20 protein-coding genes are annotated in these 21,014 nt (G+C 70.0%); 10 read left to right on the top strand and 10 right to left on the bottom strand.

The window, feature by feature from the left end; genetic code table 11:
* Positions 1–44: 44 nt before the first annotated feature.
* The 4 genes from ABZV40_RS10980 (at position 45) to ABZV40_RS10965 (ending at position 2,586) form a co-directional block, all read left to right on the top strand.
* The gene (locus ABZV40_RS10980) at positions 45–794 is read left to right on the top strand and encodes a class I SAM-dependent methyltransferase (protein ID WP_355438506.1); all 750 of its coding nucleotides are present in this window, start codon (positions 45–47) and stop codon (positions 792–794) included.
* A 5-nt stretch (positions 795–799) separates the two neighbouring features.
* A complete protein-coding gene (locus tag ABZV40_RS10975) occupies positions 800–1,390 on the top strand; it encodes a DinB family protein (RefSeq protein ID WP_355438504.1) in 591 nt (196 codons plus the stop codon).
* 63 nt (positions 1,391–1,453) lie between these two features.
* Positions 1,454–2,029: a pyridoxamine 5'-phosphate oxidase family protein gene (locus ABZV40_RS10970; RefSeq protein WP_355438502.1), complete on the top strand. Its 576-nt coding sequence runs from the start codon at positions 1,454–1,456 to the stop codon at positions 2,027–2,029.
* A 53-nt stretch (positions 2,030–2,082) separates the two neighbouring features.
* Positions 2,083–2,586 carry a pyridoxamine 5'-phosphate oxidase family protein gene (locus tag ABZV40_RS10965; protein ID WP_355438500.1) on the top strand — a complete coding sequence of 168 codons (504 nt, stop codon included), beginning with the start codon at positions 2,083–2,085 and terminating at the stop codon, positions 2,584–2,586.
* Here the strand turns inward: ABZV40_RS10965 and ABZV40_RS10960 are convergent.
* Complete coding sequence (locus ABZV40_RS10960) at positions 2,563–3,849, bottom strand: M20/M25/M40 family metallo-hydrolase (protein WP_355438498.1); 1,287 nt, start codon at positions 3,847–3,849, stop codon at positions 2,563–2,565. The two genes, ABZV40_RS10965 and ABZV40_RS10960, sit on opposite strands and share 24 nt — an antisense overlap.
* Positions 3,850–3,864: 15 nt before the next feature.
* The gene (locus tag ABZV40_RS10955) at positions 3,865–4,692 is read right to left on the bottom strand and encodes a M55 family metallopeptidase (protein WP_355438496.1); all 828 of its coding nucleotides are present in this window, start codon (positions 4,690–4,692) and stop codon (positions 3,865–3,867) included.
* Positions 4,693–4,782: 90 nt separating this feature from the next.
* On the opposite strand from ABZV40_RS10955, the gene ABZV40_RS10950 reads away from it, so the two are divergent.
* From ABZV40_RS10950 to ABZV40_RS10935, 4 genes are read left to right on the top strand one after another with little or no spacing between them, the layout of a single operon-like run.
* Positions 4,783–6,489, top strand: a complete 1,707-nt coding sequence (locus ABZV40_RS10950; protein ID WP_355438494.1) for an ABC transporter substrate-binding protein — start codon at positions 4,783–4,785, stop codon at positions 6,487–6,489.
* Positions 6,490–7,440, top strand: a complete 951-nt coding sequence (locus ABZV40_RS10945) for an ABC transporter permease (RefSeq protein WP_355438492.1) — start codon at positions 6,490–6,492, stop codon at positions 7,438–7,440.
* Positions 7,437–8,261, top strand: a complete 825-nt coding sequence (locus tag ABZV40_RS10940) for an ABC transporter permease (protein ID WP_355438490.1) — start codon at positions 7,437–7,439, stop codon at positions 8,259–8,261. The genes ABZV40_RS10945 and ABZV40_RS10940 overlap by 4 nt, the downstream gene beginning before the upstream one ends.
* A complete protein-coding gene (locus ABZV40_RS10935; RefSeq protein WP_355438488.1) occupies positions 8,258–9,847 on the top strand; it encodes an ABC transporter ATP-binding protein in 1,590 nt (529 codons plus the stop codon). The genes ABZV40_RS10940 and ABZV40_RS10935 overlap by 4 nt, the downstream gene beginning before the upstream one ends.
* Positions 9,848–10,530: 683 nt before the next feature.
* On the opposite strand, the gene ABZV40_RS10930 is transcribed toward ABZV40_RS10935, so the two are convergent.
* The 6 genes from ABZV40_RS10930 to ABZV40_RS10905 all read right to left on the bottom strand — a co-directional run bounded on the left by ABZV40_RS10930 (position 10,531) and on the right by ABZV40_RS10905 (position 17,837).
* On the bottom strand, positions 10,531–13,254 hold the full coding sequence (locus ABZV40_RS10930; protein ID WP_355438486.1) for a BTAD domain-containing putative transcriptional regulator: 2,724 nt from the start codon (positions 13,252–13,254) through the stop codon (positions 10,531–10,533).
* Between the two features lie 57 nt (positions 13,255–13,311).
* Positions 13,312–13,494, bottom strand: a complete 183-nt coding sequence (locus tag ABZV40_RS10925; RefSeq protein ID WP_355438484.1) for a GrpB family protein — start codon at positions 13,492–13,494, stop codon at positions 13,312–13,314.
* A gap of 108 nt (positions 13,495–13,602) precedes the next feature.
* A complete protein-coding gene (gene ligD / locus ABZV40_RS10920) occupies positions 13,603–14,475 on the bottom strand; it encodes a non-homologous end-joining DNA ligase (RefSeq protein WP_355438482.1) in 873 nt (290 codons plus the stop codon).
* Positions 14,465–15,907, bottom strand: coding sequence for a non-homologous end-joining DNA ligase (gene ligD / locus ABZV40_RS10915; protein WP_355438480.1), 1,443 nt, complete (start codon positions 15,905–15,907; stop codon positions 14,465–14,467). The genes ligD (ABZV40_RS10920) and ligD (ABZV40_RS10915) overlap by 11 nt, the downstream gene beginning before the upstream one ends.
* Positions 15,908–16,729: a Ku protein gene (locus ABZV40_RS10910; RefSeq protein WP_355438478.1), complete on the bottom strand. Its 822-nt coding sequence runs from the start codon at positions 16,727–16,729 to the stop codon at positions 15,908–15,910.
* 130 nt (positions 16,730–16,859) lie between these two features.
* A complete protein-coding gene (locus tag ABZV40_RS10905; protein ID WP_355438477.1) occupies positions 16,860–17,837 on the bottom strand; it encodes a tyrosine-type recombinase/integrase in 978 nt (325 codons plus the stop codon).
* A gap of 567 nt (positions 17,838–18,404) precedes the next feature.
* On the opposite strand from ABZV40_RS10905, the gene ABZV40_RS10900 reads away from it, so the two are divergent.
* Positions 18,405–18,899: a DinB family protein gene (locus tag ABZV40_RS10900; RefSeq protein WP_355438475.1), complete on the top strand. Its 495-nt coding sequence runs from the start codon at positions 18,405–18,407 to the stop codon at positions 18,897–18,899.
* Between the two features lie 12 nt (positions 18,900–18,911).
* On the opposite strand, the gene ABZV40_RS10895 is transcribed toward ABZV40_RS10900, so the two are convergent.
* Positions 18,912–19,472, bottom strand: coding sequence for a TetR/AcrR family transcriptional regulator (locus tag ABZV40_RS10895; protein WP_355438473.1), 561 nt, complete (start codon positions 19,470–19,472; stop codon positions 18,912–18,914).
* A gap of 9 nt (positions 19,473–19,481) precedes the next feature.
* Complete coding sequence (locus tag ABZV40_RS10890; RefSeq protein ID WP_355438471.1) at positions 19,482–20,363, bottom strand: SDR family NAD(P)-dependent oxidoreductase; 882 nt, start codon at positions 20,361–20,363, stop codon at positions 19,482–19,484.
* Between the two features lie 91 nt (positions 20,364–20,454).
* On the opposite strand from ABZV40_RS10890, the gene ABZV40_RS10885 reads away from it, so the two are divergent.
* The gene (locus ABZV40_RS10885) at positions 20,455–21,006 is read left to right on the top strand and encodes a cadmium resistance transporter (protein WP_355438469.1); all 552 of its coding nucleotides are present in this window, start codon (positions 20,455–20,457) and stop codon (positions 21,004–21,006) included.
* Positions 21,007–21,014: the final 8 nt, after the last annotated feature.

Below are 21,014 nucleotides of genomic sequence, written 5' to 3'. Positions count from 1 at the left end.
CTCGAACGCGTGCTTCGGGTGCTGTGGTGCGGTTGCGTGGTCGGATGACGCGCTACGACGCTGTGGAGGCCACCTCGTATCGGCTGGCCAGGGAGATTTCGCTGACGGGGTTGTCGTCGTGGCGGGACGCGGTCGCGCCGTACTTCCTGCCGGGACGGACGGTGCTGGACCTGGGGGCCGGGACGGGGTTGTTCGTGCGGGCGTTCGGGGCGTGGTTCCCGGACGTGTCGGTGGTCGCGGTGGAGCCGTCGCCGGACATGAGGTCGGTGTCGGGGTTGGAGATGCTGGCCGGCGACGCGGAGTCGGTGCCGTTGCCGGACGCGTCGGTGGACGTGGTGTGGATGTCCACCGTGGTGCATCACGTGCGGGACCTGCCCGCCGCCGGGGCGGAGCTGCGACGGGTGCTGCGTCCGGGCGGGGTCGTGGTGTTGCGGTCGTTGTTCCGGGAGCGCCATCACGGGATCGCGTTGTTCCGGTTCTTCCCGGAGGCGGTGCGGGGCCTGGCGTCGTTTCCCACCGTGCAGGAGGCGGCCGACGGGCTGGGGTTCGTGGTGCGGCGGCTGGAGGCGGTGCCTCAGGTGACGGCGGAGTCGTTGGCGCAGAAGGCTTCCAGCGTGCGGCAGGAGGCGGACACGTTGCTGCGGTCGTTGTCGGCCGAGGAGTTCGAGGCGGGGCGGGCGCGGCTGGCGCGGGCCGCGCTCGTGGAGACCGGGCCGGTGGTCGATCACCTGGACCTGCTGGTGCTCGGAATGGCGAAAATCGCGGCGCAGCCGGCGCCTGCTCTGAAAGGCTGACCGTCATGGCCTCAGATCCGAAAACCGACCTGCACCGCTATCTGCGCACCGCCCGGGAGGTGCTGCTGTGGAAGCTCGACGGGCTGTCCGAGTACGACGTGCGCCGCCCGTTGACGCCGACCGGCACGAACCTGCTGGGGCTGGTCAAGCACCTGGCCACCACCGAGCAGGGGTACTTCGGCGACTGCATGGGCCGCAAGTTCCCCGAGACGTTGCCGTGGCTGGAGAAGATCGTGGACGGCACCGACCCGAACGCGGACATGTTCGCCACCGCGGACGAGTCGCGTGCGGACGTTCTGGCGTTGTACGGCCGGGTCGCGGAGTTCGCCGACGGCGTGATCTCCGAGCTGCCGCTGGACGCGCCGGGTGTGGTGCCGTGGTGGCCGCAGGAGCGCCGGTACGTGACGTTGCACCTGCTGCTGGTCCACATGATCGCCGAGACGAACCGGCACGCGGGGCACGCGGACATCCTGCGCGAGGGCCTGGACGGGATGGCCGGGTTGCGCGACGGGGTGTCGAACCTGCCGGACCAGGACTGGGCGGCCTACCGGGAGCGGGTGGAACGGGCGGCGAAGGCGGCGTCGGGGCGGGCGTGAGCTGGTCCGGCACCTGGGAATCACGGCTGACAGGTGCCGCCGGGCCGGTCGATACTGCGGATCATGGGTAAGGAATACGAGCGGATCGAGCTGCGGCTGTGGGAGTTCATCGAGAACCAGAAGGTGTTCTTCGTGGCCAGCGCGCCGCTGTCCGGTGACGGGCACGTCAACCTCTCGCCCAAGGGCCGTGAGGGCACGTTGCGGATCCTCGACGACCGCACGGTGGCCTACCTCGACTTCGGTGGCAGCCACGCCGAGACGATCGCGCATCTGCGGGAGAACGGCCGCATCACGTTGATGTGGTGTGCGTTCGAGGGACCGCCCACCGTGCTGCGGATCCACGGGCGTGGTGAGCCGGTGTTCCGCGACCACCCGCGGTTCGGTGAGCTGGTGGCGCGGTTCGGTGCGGCGGACGGGCCGGCGGTGCGGGCGGTGATCGTGGTCAGGGCCGAGCTGATCTCCGACTCGTGCGGGTTCGCGGTGCCGTTCATGGACTACCGCGGCGAGCGCGAGCTGCACGCGGACTACTTCGGCCGCAAGTCCGACGAGGAGTTCCGTGAGTACACCGGCAAGAAGCCCTACAACCAGGCCAGCATCGACGGTCTGCCCGCCGTTCCGCTGCCGTTGCCGCCTCGCTGAAAAAATCTTCGGACCGGGTGTAGAGAACGCCGGGCCCGCTGCGTCCCCGTGGCATGACGACAGAAGAGATCGCCGAGGTCCTGAACCGCCCGTTGAGCCGCGAGCTGCTGGCCCGCGACCTGGCCAGGCTCGCGTACGTGGCCAAGGACGGCACGCCGCGCTCGATCCCGATCGCGTTCGCCTGGAACGGCGAGCAGATCGTGCTGTGCACGTCGAAGAACGCGCCGAAGCTGCACTCGCTGCGGGCGAACCCGGCGGTGGCGCTGACGATCGACACCGAGGTGCACCCGCCGAAGATCCTGCTGATCCGCGGCACGGCCGAGCTGGATCCCACCGACGGCATTCCGGAGGAGTACCTGCAGATCAACGGCAGCTACGCGATGACGCCGGAGCAGCGGGTGGAGTGGGAACGCGAGGTGCGCTCGCTCTACACCGACGGCATGGTCCGCATCGTCGTCACGCCGACGTGGGCGAAGCTGATCGACTTCGAGACCACGCTGCCGACGCCGGTGCAGGAGCTGGCCGAGCGCAGGTCAGCTCGACAGGAAGCGGTCTAGCACGCGGACTCCGAACTCCAGGCCGGCGACGGGGACGCGTTCGTCGACGCCGTGGGCCATGGCGCGGTAGTCGAACCCGGCCGGCAGCGACAGCGGCGCGAACCCGTAGCAGTGGATGCCCAGGCGGCTGAACGCCTTGGCGTCCGTGCCGCCGCCCAGGCAGTACGGCACGACGACGGCGTCGGGGTCCTCGTCGCGCAACGCCTCGGCCATGGCGGCGAACCACGCCGTGTCGACGGGGGCTTCCACGGGTGGCTGGTGTTCGAGGAACTCGCGCGTCACGCCGGGTTCGAGCAGCGCGTCGATGGTGGCTTCGAGCTCTTCGACGGTGCCGGGCAGGGTGCGGACGTCGAGCTGCGCGGTGGCGGTGCCGGGGATGACGTTCACCTTGTACCCGGCCTGCAGCATCGTGGGCGTGGTGGAGCACCGCACGGTGTTCTCGACGAGCTTGGCGGCGGGTCCGAGGCGGGCGATGGTGGCGTCGACGTCGTCGAGGTCGGCCTCCACGCCGAGTGCCTTGGCCGCGCCGACGAGGAACGCCTCGACCGTGGGCGTCAGGCGCACCGGGTGTTCGTGGGCCGCGATGCGCGCCAACGACGTGACGAGCGCTGTCACGGCGTTCTGCGGGTTCTTGCGGGATCCGTGGCCCGCGCGTCCGACGGCGGTGAGCTTCATGTGCGACGTGCCGCGCTCGGCGGTGCCGACCGGGTAGAGCCGCACACCGCCGGCCTCGAAGGAGAACCCGCCGGACTCGCTGATCGCGGCCTGCACCCCGGCGAAGTGGGCGGCGTGGTGCTCGACGAGCCAGTGCGCGCCGTACACGCCCTGGTCCTCCTCGTCGGCGACGAACGCCAGCACCACGTCGCGGCGCGGCCGGCGGCCCTCGGTGTGCCAGCGGTGGACCACGGCCAGCGTCATGGCGGCCATGTCCTTCATGTCGACCGCGCCGCGGCCGTGCACGAACCCGTCGCGGATCTCGCCGGCGAACGGGTCGAAGCTCCACTCGCCCGCGTCGGCGGGCACGACGTCGAGGTGGGACTGGACCAGCACGGCGGGCAGGGACGGGTCGGTGCCGGGGATGCGCGCGAGGACGTTGGTGCGGCGTGGCGCGGGTTCGAGCAGCGTGGGCGGGACGCCGTTGTCCTGCAGGATCGCCGCGACGTGTTCGGCGGCCTCGCGTTCGCCCGCGCAGTCGCCGCCACCGCGGTTGGTGGTGTCGAAGCGGATGAGCTGCGCGCACAGCTGCGCCACGTCCAGCGTCATGCCGTCACCCTACGGTCAGCCGTAGATGCCTTCGATCGCCCCTGCCGCGATGTGGGTGACGACCTTGAACGCCTTCATGGCCTCGGTCATGGACGCGGCGCCGAACGCGACGCGGCGGGTGCTGGTCAGCTCGACGGTGGGCACGACCGCGGCGGCGTCGGCCAGGTGCGTGGCGTCGAACTCGACCTCGATGCGATGCGCCGACACGGCCCCGTCTGATCGTCCGGCGGCCGCCATGGCTGTGGTGGCCGCCTCGGTGATGCGTGCGTGGGCCACGGCGGGTGGCAGGCACACGGCCGCATAGCGCGACACGCACTCCTTCACCGCCACGAGCTCGGCGTGTGGCGCGTAGGCCGACGCGTCGGCACAGGTGAGGTCGTCGCCGGTGACGAGCAGCACCGGTACCCCGTGCTCGGCGGCCAGGGCGGCGTTGAGGCGTCCTTCGGAGGCGTGCACGCCGTCGAGCCACACGCCGGTGATGGAGTTCTCCAGGTAGGTGTGCGCGAGGACGCCGGGTGCGCCGGCGCCGGTGTGGTAGCCGAGGAAGACGACACCGTCCACGCCGCTGTCGACGCCCTGCATCATCGACAGCGGTTTGTGGCGGCCGGTGAGCAGCCGCGCGCCGGGGTGGAGGTCTTCGAGCAGGAGGTTGCGCTGCGACGAGTGCGCCTCGTTGACGATCACCTCGCTCGCGCCGCCCGCGACCAGCCCGGCGACGCAGGCGTTGACGTCGCCGGTGAACAGCCTCCGGAACCGTTGCCACTGCTCGGTACCGGGCACGACGTCCCCGGTCCAGGTGACTCCGGTGGCGCCTTCCATGTCCGCCGAGATCATGATCCGCACAGCTGAGTAACGTAGCGGTGGGCTGCTGGGGAAGAGGGGTATTTCGTGCGTGTGAAAGCGTGCGCGTTGCTTGCGATAGCAACGACACTGGTGCTCGCGACACCGCCCGCCACCGCCGCGGGTCCGGTCATCCTCAAGGTCGCGATCGTCCAGCAGATCGACTCGCTGAACCCGTTCCTCGCGGTGTTCCAGTCGAGCACCGAGATCGGCCGGCTGATGTACGACTCGCTGACCGCCTACGCGGCCGACGACCAGCGGGTCACCGAGGGCATCGCGAACAGGTGGGAGCCTTCGGCGGACAAGCTCACGTGGACGTTCACGGTCCCCGACGGCAAGAAGTGGTCCGACGGGCAGCCGATCACCGCGCAGGACGTCGCGTTCACCTACAACCTGATGCTCACCAACGAGGTCGCGCGGACCGCGAACGGCGGCTTCGTCGCCAACTTCTCCTCCGTCACCGCCCCGGACGACCGGACCGTGGTGATCAGGACGAAGGCACCGCAGGTGACCATGCTGGCGCTGGACATCCCGGTCGTGCCCAAGCACGTGTGGGAGAAGGTCACCGACCTCAAGAACTACGCCAACGACCAGATGCCGGTCGTGGGCTCCGGCCCGTTCGTGCTGACCGAGCACGTGCCGGGACAGTTCATCAAGCTCAAGGCCAACAAGAACTACTGGCGCGGCGCACCGAAGTACGACGAGCTGCACTTCGTGTACTTCCAGAACTCCGACGCCGCGGTGCAGGCGCTGGCCAAGGGCGAGGTCGACCTGGTCAACCGGATGGCCCCGGCCCAGTTCGACTCGCTGGCGGGCAAGGACGGCGTCACGCGCAACAAGGCGCAGGGCCGGCGGTTCACCGAGCTGCTGATCAACCCCGGCGCGCAGACCAGGACCGGTGAGCCGATCGGCAACGGCAACCCGGCGCTCAAGGACGTGCGGGTGCGGCGGGCGATCGCGCAGGCCGTCGACCTGGACGCGCTGGTGCAGCGGGTGAGCCTCGGGTACGCGGAGAAGGGGTCCGGGCTGGTGCCGCCGGTGTTCGGCAAGTGGCACTGGGAGCCGGACGCGCAGCAGCTGCACAGGTTCGACCCGGCCGCCGCGAACGCCGCCCTGGACGCGGCGGGCTACCCGCGCAAGGACGGCACGCGGTTCACGCTGCGGCTGATCGGCCGCGCCGGCCGTGCCTACGACGAGCAGGCCTCGGAGTACCTGAAGCGGTCGATGAGCGACGTCGGCATCGTGCTGGACGTGCAGCTGGTGTCGGACAACCAGCTCAACGAGATGACCACGGTGGCGACCTACGACCTGGCGTTCTCCGGCTGGGCGACGAACGTGGACCCGGACTTCATCCTCGGGCTGCACACGTGCGCGCAGCGGCCGGGCCCCGACGGCAAGGGCGGCACCACCGACGCCTACTTCTGCGACGAGACCTACGACCAGCTCTACGCGCGGCAGCTGTCGGAGTTCGACGAGGCCAAGCGGGTGGAGATCGTCAAGCAGATGCAGGCGCGGTTCTACGACCAGGTGCCCGCGGTGGTGCTGGCGTACGAGAACGCGCTGGAGGGCTACCGGTCCGACCACTTCGCGCACTTCACGACGCAACCGGCGCAGGGCGGCGTGATCATGGCGCAGAACGGTGTGTGGGGCTACTACCTCGCCGAACCCGCTGCCCGGGCCGAGCAGCCCTCGCGCGGCTGGTACGGGCTCGGGGCGTTCGCGGCGGCACTCGGCTCGATGGTGGTGGCGATCGTGGTGGCCACGCGCCGGCGCAAGGCCACGGCCGGGGAGCGCGAGTAGGTGCGGCTGATCGGTCGGCTCGCGGGTGCCGCGCTGAGCCTGGTGATGGTGGCGGTCCTGGGTTTCTTCCTGTTCCGGGTGGTGCCCGGCGATCCCGTGGTGTCGATGACGCGCGGGCGGCCGACGACGGCGGCGATGCAGGCCGAACTGCGCACGCAGTTCGGCCTGGACCGCCCGCTGCACGAGCAGTTCTGGAACTACTTCACGGCGTTGCTGCGCGGTGACCTGGGCACGTCGTTCACGTTCCGCCGGCCGGTGGCGGACGTGATCGGTGAGCGTCTCGGGCCGACGTTGCTGCTGGTCGGCACGGCGACGGTGATCGCGGTCGGGCTGGGGCTGTGGCTCGGGGTGCTGGCGGCGTGGCGGCGCGACTCGGCGTTCGACCGGGCGACGACCGGGGTGTCGCTGACGTTGTGGGCGGTGCCGACGTTCTGGCTCGGCATGCTGCTGATGATGGCCACGGGTGAGGTGTTCCCGTCGCGGGGCATGCGCGACACCGACACGGCGCCGGACTTCTTCTCCCAGGCCCTCGACATCGGTCATCACCTGGTGCTGCCGTCGGTCACGCTGGTCGCGGTGGTGTGCGCGGAGTACGTGCTGGTGATGCGGTCGTCGTTGCTGGAGGAGATGCACGCGCCGTACCTGACGACGGCGAGGGCGAAGGGCCTGCGCGACGACCTGGTACGGCGCCGGCACGCGGTGCCCAACGCGGTGCTGCCGGCGATCACGCTGGTGTTCCTGCGGTTCGGGCTGGTGGTGGCCGGGGCGATCACGACCGAGACCGTGTTCTCGTGGCCGGGGCTGGGGTTGTTGTTCTACGACGCGCTGACCGGGCCGGACTACTTCCTGCTGCAGGGGTTGCTGGTGGTGACGGCGGGCGCGGTCGTGGTGATGAACCTGCTGGCCGATCTGTTGCACGGGGTGCTGGATCCGCGGGTGAAGGTCGTATGAGCAGGTTTCTGGCGCACCGGGCGGGCGTGGCCGGTGCCGTGATCCTCGTGGTCGCCGCGCTGGCGGCTCTGCTCGCGCCGCTGCTGATCCCCGCCGACGCCCTGGACGTCACGCGGGTGACCGACGCGCCGTGGCAGCCGCCGGGTGCCGGGCACTGGCTGGGCACCGACCACACGGGACGGTCGGTGGCGCTGCTGGTGGTGCAGGGCGCGGGGACGTCGTTGTTCGTCGGGCTGACCGCGGCGGTGCTCGCGGTGGGCATCGGGACACTGGTCGGGATCCTCAGCGGTCACTTCGGCGGGCTGGTGGCGGGGGCGTTGCTGCGGGTGACGGACTTCTTCCTGGTGCTGCCGGGGCTGGTGCTGGCGATCGCGTTGTCCACGGTGCTGCCGCGGGGGCTGGGCACGATCGTGCTGGCGATCGGGCTGACGAGCTGGCCGACGACGGCACGGATGGTGCGGGCGCAGACCTTGACGATCGAGGCGCGGCCGTTCGTGGAGCGGGCGCGGGCGCTCGGGGGCGGGCACGGGCATGTGATCGGGCGGCACGTGTTGCCGTCGGTGGTGCCGTTGGTGCTGGTCAACGCGACGCTGGCGGTGGCGTCGTCGATCGTGGCGGAGTCGACGCTGGCGTTTTTGGGGCTGGGGGATCCGACGCGGATCTCGTGGGGCGCGATGCTGCACCAGGCGCAGCTGCACGGGGCGGTGCCGCAGCGGGCGTGGTGGTTCCTGTTGCCGCCGGGGGTGGCGATCGTGGTGGTGGTGCTGGCGTTCACGCTGGTGGGGCGGGCGCTCGAGGCCGTTGTGACGCCGAAGAGGTGACCGGGTTGCTGGAGCTGAGGAACCTCACTGTCCACTACGGACACAAGCGGGTCGTCGACGACGTGTGCCTGGCGGTGGCGCCGGGGCAGACGCTGGGGCTCGCGGGTGAGTCGGGGTCGGGCAAGTCGACGGTGGCGATGTCGGTGCTGCGGCTGCTGCCCAAGTCCGCGCGGGTGGACGGCGAGATCCTGCTCGGCGGCGAGGACGTGCGGACGATGTCGTGGGGCCGGCTGCGGGCGGTGCGGTGGGCGTCGGCGTCGATCGTGTTCCAGGGGGCGATGCACTCGCTCAACCCGGTGCGGCGCGTCGGGGAGCAGATCGCCGAACCGATGCGGCTGCACGGCACGCCCGGCAGCGTCCGCGAACTGCTGGAGCAGGTGGAGCTGCCGCACGACAAGGCGCGGGCGTATCCGCACGAGCTGTCCGGCGGGCAGCGGCAGCGGGTGATGATCGCGATGGCGCTGGCGTGCTCGCCGCGGCTGGTGATCGCGGACGAGCCGACGACGGCGCTCGACGTCGTGGTGCAGGCACAGGTGCTCGCGGTGCTCAAACGCCTCGTGGCCGAGCAGGACCTGGGGCTGCTGATGATCAGCCACGACCTGTCGGTGCTCGCGGAGACGTGCGAGGACCTGGCCGTGATGCACCGCGGTGCACTGGTCGAACGCGGGCCGACGCGCGCGGTGATCGCGAACCCCCAGCACCCGCACACGGCGGCGCTGACCGCGGCGTTCCCGGTGATCGGCGACCCGGCGCACCGCCTCACCGACCCCGCGGAGTGCACGCGGGGAGCTTTCGTTCACCAGGAGCGCACGGGAGGGCCCCGCGTGCAGCCGGAGGCGGAGCCGTTGCTGCGGGTGCGGGAGCTGGTGGTGGACTACGGTCGGACGCGCGCGGTCGACGGGGTGGACCTGGAGGTCGGGCGCGGGGAGATCGTGGCGCTGGTCGGGCAGTCCGGCTCCGGCAAAACGACACTGGCCCGTACCATAATGGGGCTGCGGAAACCGTCCTCCGGTCGGGTGATCTTCGACGGTGTCGAGGTGCCGCGCAACGGCAAGGCGCTCAAGGCGTTCCGGCGGCAGGTGCAGCTGGTGCTGCAGGACCCGGCGAGCGCGCTGAACCCCCGGCACACGGTGCGTGCCGCGGTGGCCGAGGGACTGCGCGTGCACGGCCTCACCGGCGATGAGGAATCGCAGGTCACGGCCGCTGTGGAACGGGCGGAGCTGCGTCCGGCGAGCCTCTACCTCGACTCGCTTCCGCACGAGCTGTCCGGGGGTCAGCAGCAGCGGGTGGTGATCGCCGGCGCCCTGGTGCTGCAGCCCCGTCTGCTGGTGGCCGACGAGCCGGTCGCGTCGCTGGACGCCTCGGTGCGCGGGGAGATCGTGGCGCTGCTGCTCCGGTTGCGGCGTGAGCTGGGCCTTGCTTCATTGATCATCACGCACGACCTCGGGCTGGCGTGGCAGATCGCCGATCGGGTCGCGGTGATGCATCAGGGGAAGATCGTGGAACAAGGCTCGGTGGAACAAGTGCTGCTCAACCCTTCTCACGACTACACGCGCGCGTTGCTGCGCGCGGTACCTCAGGTCTGACGTGATCCCGATCGAGCACGCCCGTTATCGGGCGGCGCTGACGCCTGCCGAAATCGGGCGGGGCGGGGCCGACGGCTGGATCGACGTGAACGACGTGCCGACGCTGGCGTGGCTGACGTGGCACGACCTGGGCCGCCCGCCAGGAGTCCTGGGCGAACTCGCGGAGGCCACGGAACCGGAGCACGTGTTGGCGTTGTGCCGGGTGCTGGCCTCGACCACGCGCGCGGACACGGCGGCGGTGTGGCGGTACTTAGCCGCGGACTGGGAACGCACGGGGGAGCGTTCCGACGGCAGGCAGCGTTTTCTGCTGGACCGTGCGACGCGGGGTGAGGGCATGAACTGGCGCGACTTCTCCGCCCTGATGGGCACCGACCGGCCCGAGGACGTCGACGCGGCGTTCGACCGCGGCGAGGACATGGTCGGAGTCTCGGTCATCGGCCTGTCGTTGTCCTACCCGGATCCGTGGGTGACGTTACGCAGGGTCGCGCGCGCGTTGGACCACAACCGCATCGAGGTCCGCCGGCAGGGCGCGACGGCGCTGGCGCACGTGGCGCGGTTGCACGGGGTGGTGTCGCGGGAGTGCCTGGAGGTGCTGCGCCGCCACCCGAACGAGGTGGCCGAGGACGACCTGTGGACGTTCATCCCGCACCACAAGCTGCCGGCGTGGTTGTGGTGGCGGCGGATCAGGACTCGGGCAGGGCGTCGAGTTCCGCGCGCACGGCGGTCTCGGTTAGCCGGTTGCGCTGGGCCGCGGTCCGCCGCAGCGCGTCCTCGAAGTGCGCGCGGGCCTGCCGGTGCTCGCCCGCGTCCCTGGCGATCCGGCCGCGTTGCAGGGCGATGTGGCAGCGCATCTCGTCCGGGCTGTACCAGCCGCCCGGGGTGAGGGTCCAGGCCTGGTCGCAGTGCGCGCGGGCGGCCGGGTGGTCGTGGTTGAGCCTGGCCAGCTCGGCCAGACCGAGGTGCGCGCCGGCCTGCACCAGCGGTGCTCCGGCGCGGCGGGCGAGGGTGAGCGCGAGGTCGAAGTCGGCTGCGGCGCCGTGGAGGTCTCCGGCGGCGAGCTGGGTGTGGGCGCGGCCCGCGACGGCTTCCGCGGTGTCCTCGGCGGCACCGAGCTCGTCGAACAGGCGGCGGGCGCAGTCGATGTGCGCCAGGGCCAGCGCCGTGTCGCCCGCGGCGAGGGCGATCTCGCTGAGCTGGTTGAACGCCAGCGCCGCACCCCACCGGTCACCGACCTCGCCGAACGCCGCGGCACCCCGTTCGAGCAGCTCGGCACCTCCCCGCGGGTCGCCTGCCATGCGTTTGATCAGGCCGTCGCCGACGAGGTCGAGCGCGGCGCTCCACGGGTCGGTGCCCAGCAGCCGGGCGCGGCGGTGCCAGACCTGGGAGTCGTTCTCCGGCGCGCCCAGCGCCATGCCCCACATCATGGTCATGATCGGGTAGCGCGGCGGCGCGTCGAGAGTGGCGAGCAGGTCGTCGGCCTGACGGATGCGCGCGGTCTGGTCGCCCGTCGCGACAGGCCAGGCGAGCAGCAGGCACAGCGCGTACTCCTGCTCCCGTCCCGGTGGCGCGGTCTCGCCGCACGCGCGCAGGACGGCGTCGGCCTGCTGGGCGGCCTCGGTGCGCAGACCGCGGCACCAGTAATAGGTGGCCAGCGCGGCAACCAGCTCCAGCGCCAGCTCGTGGTCGTGGACAGCCGCCCAGGTGACGGCGGCGACGAGGTTGTCGTGGTCGGCGGCGAGCGCGGTCAGCCACTCGACCTGTTCGTGGGCGCGCAGATGCGGCTCGGCCTGCTGGGCGCGGGCGAGGAACCAGCGGGCGTGGCGGTGCGCGAGGTCGGGTGCGTGGACGGCGCAGAACGCCCGGACGGTGTCGAGCATGCGGTAGCGGTCGCCGATGGTCTCGACGAGTGACTTGTCCACCAACGACGTCAGAGTGTCCACATCGGACCCGGTGACCTCGGTCGCGGCGTCCAGGCTCGCACCGCCGTGGAAGACGGTGAAGCGGGCGGCGAGATCGCGTTCGGCGTCGGTGAGCAGGTCCCAGCTCCACTCGACCACGGCGTGCAGGGTGCGGTGGCGGGGCGCGGCGGTGCGGCTGCCCTTCGACAGCAACCGGAACCGGTCGTCGAGCCGGGCGGCGATCTCGGTGAGCGGCAGCGACCGGACGCGCGCGGCGGCCAGCTCGACGGCCAGGGCGATGCCGTCCAGGCGGCGGCAGACGTCGGCGATGAGGTCGAGGTCGGCGGTGAAGCCGGGTTTGACGGCCTGGGCGCGGTCCAGGAACAACCGGGTGGCGGCGTCGGTGCCCAGGGCGGTGACCGGACTGAGGGTCTCGCCGGTGATGCCGAGCGCCTCGCGGCTGGTGGCGAGCACCTTCACGTCCGGGCACGCCGCCAGGACCCCGCCCAGCACACGGGCGGCCTCGTCGACGACGTGTTCGCAGTTGTCGACGACCAGCAGCGCGTGCCGGCCGGCCAGCGCAGCGTGCAACCGGTCCCGCACACCGGGGCCGCCCGCGGACAGCAGCCCGGCCTCGCGCGCCCCGACCCCGTCGAGCAGCGCGCGAGCGACGTCGGTGGTCGCGCTGAGGTCGACGAACGCCACCTCACCTGGCTCGCGGTGGGCGACCTCGACGGCCAGGCGGGTCTTGCCGGTACCGCCCGGACCGATGAGCGTGACGAGCCGGGTCTCCTGCAGCCACTTGGCGACCCGGCGCAGGTCGTCGTCGCGGCCGATGAAACTCGTGAGCTGCGCCGGCACACCGCGATGCGGCGCCTCGGCCCTGAGCACCTCCAGATGGGCGTCGGCCAGCACGGGGGAGGGACCGACACCCAGCTCGTCGGCCAGCAGGTCCCTGCCCCGGGCGAAGACGTCCAGCGCCTCGGTCTGGCGGCCGTCGCGGTGCAGGGCACGCATCAGCGCGGCCCGGACGTCCTCCCGCAACGGGTACCGCGCCAGAACCTCACGCAGGTCGTCGGTGGTGCCGCCGGCCAGCACGCAGTCGACGAACACCTCGGTCAGCCGCTGCCGCGCCTCGTCCGCGAACGGCGCGTCCACATCCGCCAGCGCCGGGCCACGCCACAACGCCAGCGCCGACGCACCCCGCCCCGCCGCGAGCAGCTCCTGACACCGGTGCAAGTCCACGTCAGCAGGCTCCGCGACCAGGCGGTATCCCGCAGGATGGTGCTCGACCACCACACCCGGCAGAGCTCGGCGCAGCCGCGACACCTGCGACTGCAGCGCGTTGGCCGCCCCGGCAGGAGGCCGCACGTACAAGCCGCCGATCAGCCGGTCGTGCCCCACGATCCGCCCGACGTCCAGCGCGAGCATCGCGACCAGGGCACGCTGTCGCGGCGCGGCGACCTCCTCACCGCCGACCACCACCGGACCGAGCACCCCGAACCTCACGGACCGGGATTCTTCCCGACTTCCATGATCCACAAGACCGGAACCACCGGCGCCGACTCAGCTCAGCGCCCGCAGGATGATCCGCTCCACCACCCGCGTCTTCGCGTCCGCGTAGTCCTGCAGCCGATCCCAGATCCCGCTCGCCAGGGCACGCTTGGTCCGCTCGCACTCCTCACGGTCCTGCGGATGCGAGCGCAGCCGGTCACGGAACTCCACTTCGGCATCCGGCAGCGCGGCCACGATCCGCTCACGTTCCGCTCGTACAGGCCCGGCCAGGCAGCGTCGTAGTCGGCCAACTCGATCTTCACGGCGTTCCCCCGGGGTGAAGCAGACAAGCCGACAAAACTATCAACCGCCGAACAGGTCACCCGCCGACTCCACCCGCTCCAGCACCTCGTCCGCCGTGAACACCAGCTCCTCCGGCACCTGGCACTCCTCGACCTCGTCCCAGGTCAGCGGCGTCGACACCGTCGGCCGCTCCCGCGCCCGCAACGAATACGGCGCCACCGTCGTCTTCGCCGGGTTGTTCTGCGACCAGTCGATGAACACCTTCCCGGTCCGCTGCGCCTTCGCCATCGTCGCCACGACCAGGTTCGGCATCTCCTTCGCCAACCTCCGCGCGACCGCCTTCGCGTACTCCGACGTGTCCTTCGCCGGGGCGTACGCGTACACCTGCATGCCCTTGTTCCCCGACGTCTTCGCCCACGCGTCCACACCGTCGTCGTCCAGCACCGTCCGCACCTGCTCAGCGACCCGGCAACACTCCACCACCGTCGCCGGCGCACCCGGATCCAGGTCGAACACCAGCAGATCCGGATCCCGCTTGCCCCCGCGCGGACCCACCGTCCACTGCGGCACGTGCAACTCCAGCGCCGCCAGGTTCGCCAGCCACACCAACGTCGCCAGCTCGTCCACCATCACGTAGTTGACCGTCTCGTTGCCCCGCGAACTGCCCGGCGACTCCAGCCGCATCGTCCGCACCCAGTCCGGACGGTGCTCCGGCGCGTTCTTCTCGAAGAACCACTTCCCGTCCACCCCGTTCGGGTAGCGCTTCAACGTGACCGGCCGATCCTTGAGATGGGGGAGCAGCACCGGCGAGACCCGCGTGTAGTAGTCGATGACCTCGCTCTTGGTGAACCCGAACTCCGGATACAGCACCTTGTCCAGGTTCGTCAGCTTCAACACCCGGCCCTCGACCCGCACGGTCGCGTCACTGCTCAACGCGGCGCACCTCCTCGGGCGACTTGTCCGGCCGCAACCCCCGCCACGCCGGAAACCGCATCCGCCCGTCCGGCGTCCACTGCCGGAACACCACCTCCGCCACCAGCTCCGGCTCCACCCACTTCGCGCCCTTCGCCCGTTCCCTCGGCACACCCGTCACGAACGGCGACGTCCTGCGCGCCAACGCCCTGAGCCGCGGCGTCAACACCGCCAGCTCCGCGTCGTTGAACCCGGTACCCACCGAACCCGCGAACGCCAACCCGCCGTCCTGCGGAATACCCAGCAACAACGCGCCGATCACCCCGGCCCGCTTGCCTTCACCCATCCGCCAGCCCCCGATCACCACCTCCTGCGCCATCAGGTCGGTGATCTTGCGCCACACCGGCGACCGCACACCCGGCTGATAGGCCGAATCCAGCCGCTTGGCCACCACCCCCTCCAGCCCCTGCTCCCGGCTCGCCGCCAGCACCGCCGCCCCATCCGCGTCGTAGGACGGGGGAGTCAGCCAGTTCGGCCCCCGCAACCCCAGCTCCCGCAACAACTCACGCCGTTGCCGAAACGGCAGCTGCACCGTCGACCGGCCGTCCAGATGCAGCAGATCGAACAACAGAAGAGTGACCGGATACTGACGAGCAGCCCTGCGCGCGGCCTCCGACTTGCTCACGTGCATCCGGTTCTGCAACGCGCTGAAACTCGGCCTGCCGTTCTGCAACGCCACGATCTCACCGTCGAGCAGCACCTCCGTCGACCCCAGCTGCTCACCCACACCCTGCAGCTCCGGATAGGCGACCGTGATGTCGTTGCCCAGCCGCGACCACGCCTGCACCCGGCCACCCTCGACCCGCAGGACCGCCCGCACACCGTCCCACTTGAACTCATAAGCCCACAGATCATCGTCATCGTGGGGGAGAGGACCCGGCACCGCCAGCATCGGCTTCAGCAGCTCCGGCAACGGCACCCAGTCAGGACGCGCCGCCGCGTGCCGACGCTTCACCATCCAGTTCTTCCCGTCCCCGCCCGACCGGAAGAACACGAACTGACCCTCGACCCGACGCCCCCGCAACACCACGTCGACCTCGCGGTCCGACCACTTCACCGTCTCGTACCGGCCGCGGTCCCAGATGAACATCTCACCGCCGCCGTACTCACCCTTCGGGATCTTCCCCGAGAACTCCGCGTACTCCAGCGGATGATCCTCGGTGTGCACGGCCAGCCGCACCACATCCGTCGTAGGCGGCAAACCCTTCGGCACCGCCCACGACACCAACACACCACCACGCTCCAACCGCACATCCCAATGCAGGCTGCTCGCGTGATGCTCCTGAATCACGAACGTGTCGTCATCGCCCCTCGGCAACTCGTCAGCACCAGGCACGGGCTCCGGCGTCCTCGCCGGATCCCGCTTGCGCCGGTACTCGTCGAGCCCGGCCATCTACGCCGACGAAGCCTTCTTCTTCGGAGGAGCCTTCTTCGCACCCTTGCGCCCGGCCTTCGCCTTCTCGACGCTGCGCTCCAGAGCCGTCATCAGATCGATGACATCACCCTTGTCCTCCGCCTCAGGCTGCTCGGGCAACTCCGCGCCCTCCGCCTTCGCCGCGATGACCTTCTCCAGCGCATCCCGGTAGTCGTCGGTGAACGTGTCCGGATCGAAGTCACCCGCCATCGACTCCACCAACGACGTCGCCATCTTCAGCTCCTGCGGCCGCACCTCCACGTTCTGGTCCAGGAAGTCGAACTCCGCCTTGCGGATCTCGTCCGGCCACAACATCGTGTGCATCACCAGCACGTCATCACGCGCCCGGATCGTCGCCAGCGTCTCCTTCTGCCGGATCGTGATCTTCACAACCGCCAGCTGACCCGTCTTGACCAGCGCATCCCGCAACAGCACATAAGGACGCGCCGCCGCCTTGTCCGGCTCCAGGTAGTACGTCTTCTGGAAGTAGATCGGATCGATCTCCTCCGCCGGCACGAACTCCAGGACGTCGATCGACTTGTCGGTCTTCACCGGCAGCTTCTCGAAGTCCTCGTTCTCCATGATCACCATCCGGCCGTCGTCCAACTCGTAGCCCTTGGTGATGTCGCTGTACTCCACCTCGTTGCCGCACACCGAACAGACGCGCTTGTACTTGATGCGCCCGCCGTCCTCCCGGTGCACCTGGTTGAAACGGAAGTCGTGCTCCTCGACAGCCGTGTAGAGGCGCACGGCGATCGTCACCAACCCGAAGGAGATGGCCCCACGCCACACGGATCTCATTCTCACTGGGTACCCCTGAAATGCGGTTTTCGCACTATCAGGTCACCCACTCGGCCTAACGATCCGGCAACAGGGCGACCCCCGGCTCACGGTGCTCCAGCCGAGCGTGCCCCACCGCGGTCGAGCCCGGCTAGATGTCCCGAAGCGCCCGATACGTCCGATTGCTCGCCACCGCCGCCCGCCGCTCCCGCGCCGTCGCCTCGATGTAGTTCTGACTCGTCGCCAAACTCGCATGCCCCAGCAACGCCATGATCTCGCTCGCCGACGCACCGTCCTCGGCCAGCCGCGTCGCGAACGTGTGCCGCAACGCGTGCAGATTCGCCCCCGTCGGCACCCGGTCGTTCAACCCCGCCCACCGGAAACACGACTTCACCAGGTACTCCAGCCCACCCCGGCCGATCGGCTCACCATGACGATCCCGCAACAACGCACTGTCCCGATCGAACCGCCCCTGCGGAAAACGCCGACGGCAACTCGCCAGATACGCGTCCACGATCCGTTCCATCGGCGGCTCGATCGGCACACTCCGGTCCCGGTTGCCCTTGCCCTTCACGTGCAACCGGCGATCACCCTCCCGGCCGACGATGCTCGCCAGCGTCAGAGTCCGCATCTCCGCACTTCGCAGGCCTGCCACCAGGCCCAGCGCGATCACCAGCACGTCCCGCTCCGGCCACGGGTCACGACCTTTCCGCGCGCCCTCCGCGGCCGCGGTGAGGAGCTGTTCGGGCGTGTCCTCACCCCGCAGCGGCTTGGGGACCAGCGGAGGGGTCTTGGGACGGGCGACCGCACCCATCGGGTTGCCGGCGATGAGGTCCTCGGCCACGCAGAACGTCAGGAACTGGTTCCACGTCGACCAGGCCCGCAGCACGGAGCTCTTGGCGTGGGTGTCCGCGAAGAGCCCGAAGGCCTGCCGGAGGTTGGCGCCGGTGAGGTGAGCGGTGGTGAGGTCCTCGACGGGGGAGTGGAGCGTCTCGGCCAGGAGTGTGTTCACACCGGCGAGATCGCGCTGGTAGGCCGCTGTCGTGTGCGGCGAGTCCTTGCGCGTCCGGCGGGCGAGGAAGAAGGCGTCCTGAGCGGCGAGCACGTACATATGGATCTTGTACCGCACACCACCGACAATCCCGTGCTCCGTGCTGGATAATAGCGATTATGCATGAAATGTCCGTTTAGTCCGGAGTTCGTCGGGCGCTGCGCCGGGTGGCGTCACTTGTCGGGGATCGTGAGCGTAATGACACGCCCCTGCGTACGTCTCACTGACGAGTCGTCGGTGTCGACCGCGCTCCGACATCGCCGGCGTGGAAGATGTTGTGGCGTCTGCAAGGGTGACCGGCCTGCCCGCCGGTGGTGCTTGCAGACGCGCAACAGCAGCCGTTTCAGCCCCTTCTGAGGACGATCTTCGCAGGTCACCGTTTCGCCGATAATCTACATTATGTCAAGTAACGGAGATCCGGCCACTGGCGGAGTCCTCTCCCGCCGCACCCGTGGTCGCGTTCCAGTCGTCGGCCGACGCTGCCTCCGGGACTGCTCTTCGACGGGTGCGTGCTGCCCGTTCGGCGCAGTCGGCCCTCGCGTCGATGCGCGCTGGCCGCGTGTGGCCGCCCGGCTGTCCACCCCTGCCCGGTCTCCGCTGCGGAGTTACGTCACCGTGGCGTTAGGCGTGGCATGCTCCCGTTCCATGATCGACGACTTCGCCAAGGGATATCTGCACAGCGATCTGCGTGAGCTGCGCGAGGTGATGCTGTGGAAGCTGGACGGCCTGTCCGATGAGGACGTCCGTCGTCCGCTCACCGCGAGCGGTACGAACCTGTTGGGTCTGGTGAAGCATCTGACGCTGACGGAGTCGCGTTATTTCGGTGAGGTGTTCGACCGGCCGTTCCCGGAGCCGATTCCGCGCTGGGACGACCTCGCCGCGCGCGGGAAGGACTTCTACGCCGCCGACGACGAGACCCGTGAGGAGATCGTCGAGCGGTATCGGCGTGCGTGGGCGCATTCGGACGCGACGATCGAGGCGCTGGCGGTGGACTCCCCCGGTTTTGTGCCGTGGTGGCCGCATCCTGAGGTGATGTTGTTCAACGTGCTGGTGCACGTGTTGACCGAGACGGCTCGGCACGCGGGTCATGCGGACGTCGTGCGGGAGCAGATCGACGGTGCGACCGGGGTTGGGCCGTGACTCCCCTGCCGGTCAGGTGGTGAGGCCTCGGAGGAGGGTGTCGAGGTAGCGGCGTGCGGTGGGGAGCCGGTCGGCGGGGGTGTCGCTGTGGACGTAGGTGGCGTAGGCGATGCCGCACATGAGTGGGACGAGGTCGCCGTCGGCGAGGTCGGGGCGGACTGCTCCCGCGGTGCGGGCGCGGGCGAGCAGTTCGGTGCCGATGGTGATGATCTGGTGTTTGAGCTCGGTGGTGCGGGGCAGGGTGTCGTGGGAGTTGGCGCTGACTTTGGCGAGTGAGGGGTCGCTGACCTGGGCTTCGACGAGTCGGGTGAGGTAGTCGGAGAAGGCGTGCCAGGGGTTGTCGTCTTCGAGGGCTTTGGTGCCGTGGGCGGCGAGGGTTTCGAGGCAGGGCGTGGCGACGGTTTCGAGGAGTGCTTCGGTGGTCGGGAAGTGGCGGTAGACGGTGCCGACTCCGAGGCCTGCGCGGCGTGCGACGTCGTTGAGTTGCAGTGGGGTGCCTTCGTCGACCAGTTCTCTGGCGACGGTGACGATCCGGTCCCAGTTGCGGGCGGCGTCTTTGCGCAGCGGGGTCATGCTTCCAGCTTAATTGGATAGGCCATCCGGAACGGGGTTGGCCGGGGCGTGCTGGTCGGTGAGTCTGCGCACCGCGGCGATGACGCGGGGGTCGAGTGCGGCTTTGACGGGCGTCACGGGTGTGCCTCGTGGTCCGATCAGCAGGCCGGTGGGCAGTGGCTCGGTGGCGGCGGCGATGGACGAGCGGGCCGCGAGGGAGGCGGGTCCGGAGGTCGCCCGTTCGAGGGTGCGTCGCACGAGTGGCCAGAGCAGGCGCAGTGCGGGTGTGACGACTTGGGGCTTGCGCGTCCTGCCGTCGGTCATGTCGGTGGCGGCGCCTCCGGGGTCGGCGGCGAAGACGGACACGCCGCTGTCCTTGAGGCGTTCGGCGAGGTCGAGGGTGTGGGCGAGGTGGGCGAGCTTGGCGCGTCCGTACCAGTGGAAGCCGTAGTAGCCGCCGGGTGGTTCGACCTGGTCGAACACCTTTTTGGCGAGGCGTACGGCGCCGGTGGTCACGTTGACGACGCGGCTGGGTGCTCCTGCTTTGAGCGCGGGCAGCAGGAGTTCGGTGAGCAGGTGGGGCGAGAGGTGGTTGACGACGAACGTCGCTTCGACGCCGTCGATTTCGGTTCGGTCGGCGAACATGGCGCCGACGTTGTTGACCAGGACGGCGAGCTCGCCTTCTGCGGCGATGTGTTCGGCGAGGCGGCGCACTTCGTCGAGTGAGGCGAGGTCGGCTTGCAGGAAGCGTGCGGGTTCCCCTCCCCCGGCGTTGATCTTGTCGACGGCGCGGGCGCCTCGTTCGGCGTTGCGTCCGACGACCGTGACGGCGAAGCCGGCTTTGGTGAGTCCGAGTGCGGTCTCCAGTCCGATGCCGCCGGTTCCCGCGGTGACGACTGCTCTGCGTGTCATGACACTCCCTTAATCGGATAGGCGATCCGTTTATCCCACGCTAGCACAGATCCGGATGCGCTATCCGGTTTTGGTCGTGGAGAATGCCGCAGTGGATCTTGGGGTCATCGGCCAGGCAGCCGGCATGTTCGCGGTGACCAACGTCGACGACCTCGTGCTGCTCGCGCTCTTCTTCGCGCGTGCCCGTTCGGTCCGGCAGGTGGTCGCGGGCCAGTACCTGGGTTTCGGCGGCATCCTGGCCGTCGCGGTGGTGGGCGCGTTCGGTGCCGCGTTGCTGCCCGCGCAGTTCAGGCCGTGGCTGGGGCTCATCCCCCTGGCTCTCGGTCTCAAAGCCGCTTGGTCGTTGTGGCGCGGCGACGGCGACGATGACGAGCCGGAGGCCGCTCCTGGCGTGCTGGCCGTGGCGGGCGTGACCCTCGCCAACGGCGGCGACAACATCGGCGTCTACGTGCCGGTCTTCACGGTCGCGGACTCGTTGTGGGTGTACGTGGCGGTGTTCCTGGTGCTGGTGGGCGTGTGGTGCCTGGCGGGCTGGTTTCTGGCGTCACGCCAGGTGGTGGCCCGCGCTCTGGCCAAGTGGGGGCACATCGCGCTGCCGGTGGTGTTGATCGCGATTGGGCTGTTGGTGTTGTTCTCGGGCTGAGCGCGCGC

It is taken from the genome of Lentzea sp. NPDC004782 (assembly GCF_040609115.1).
In the GTDB taxonomy this organism is placed as follows: Bacteria; Actinomycetota; Actinomycetes; order Mycobacteriales; family Pseudonocardiaceae; genus Lentzea.
The sequence above is the reverse complement of the archived record's forward strand: the minus strand, read 5'-3'. Positions and strand labels throughout refer to the sequence as shown.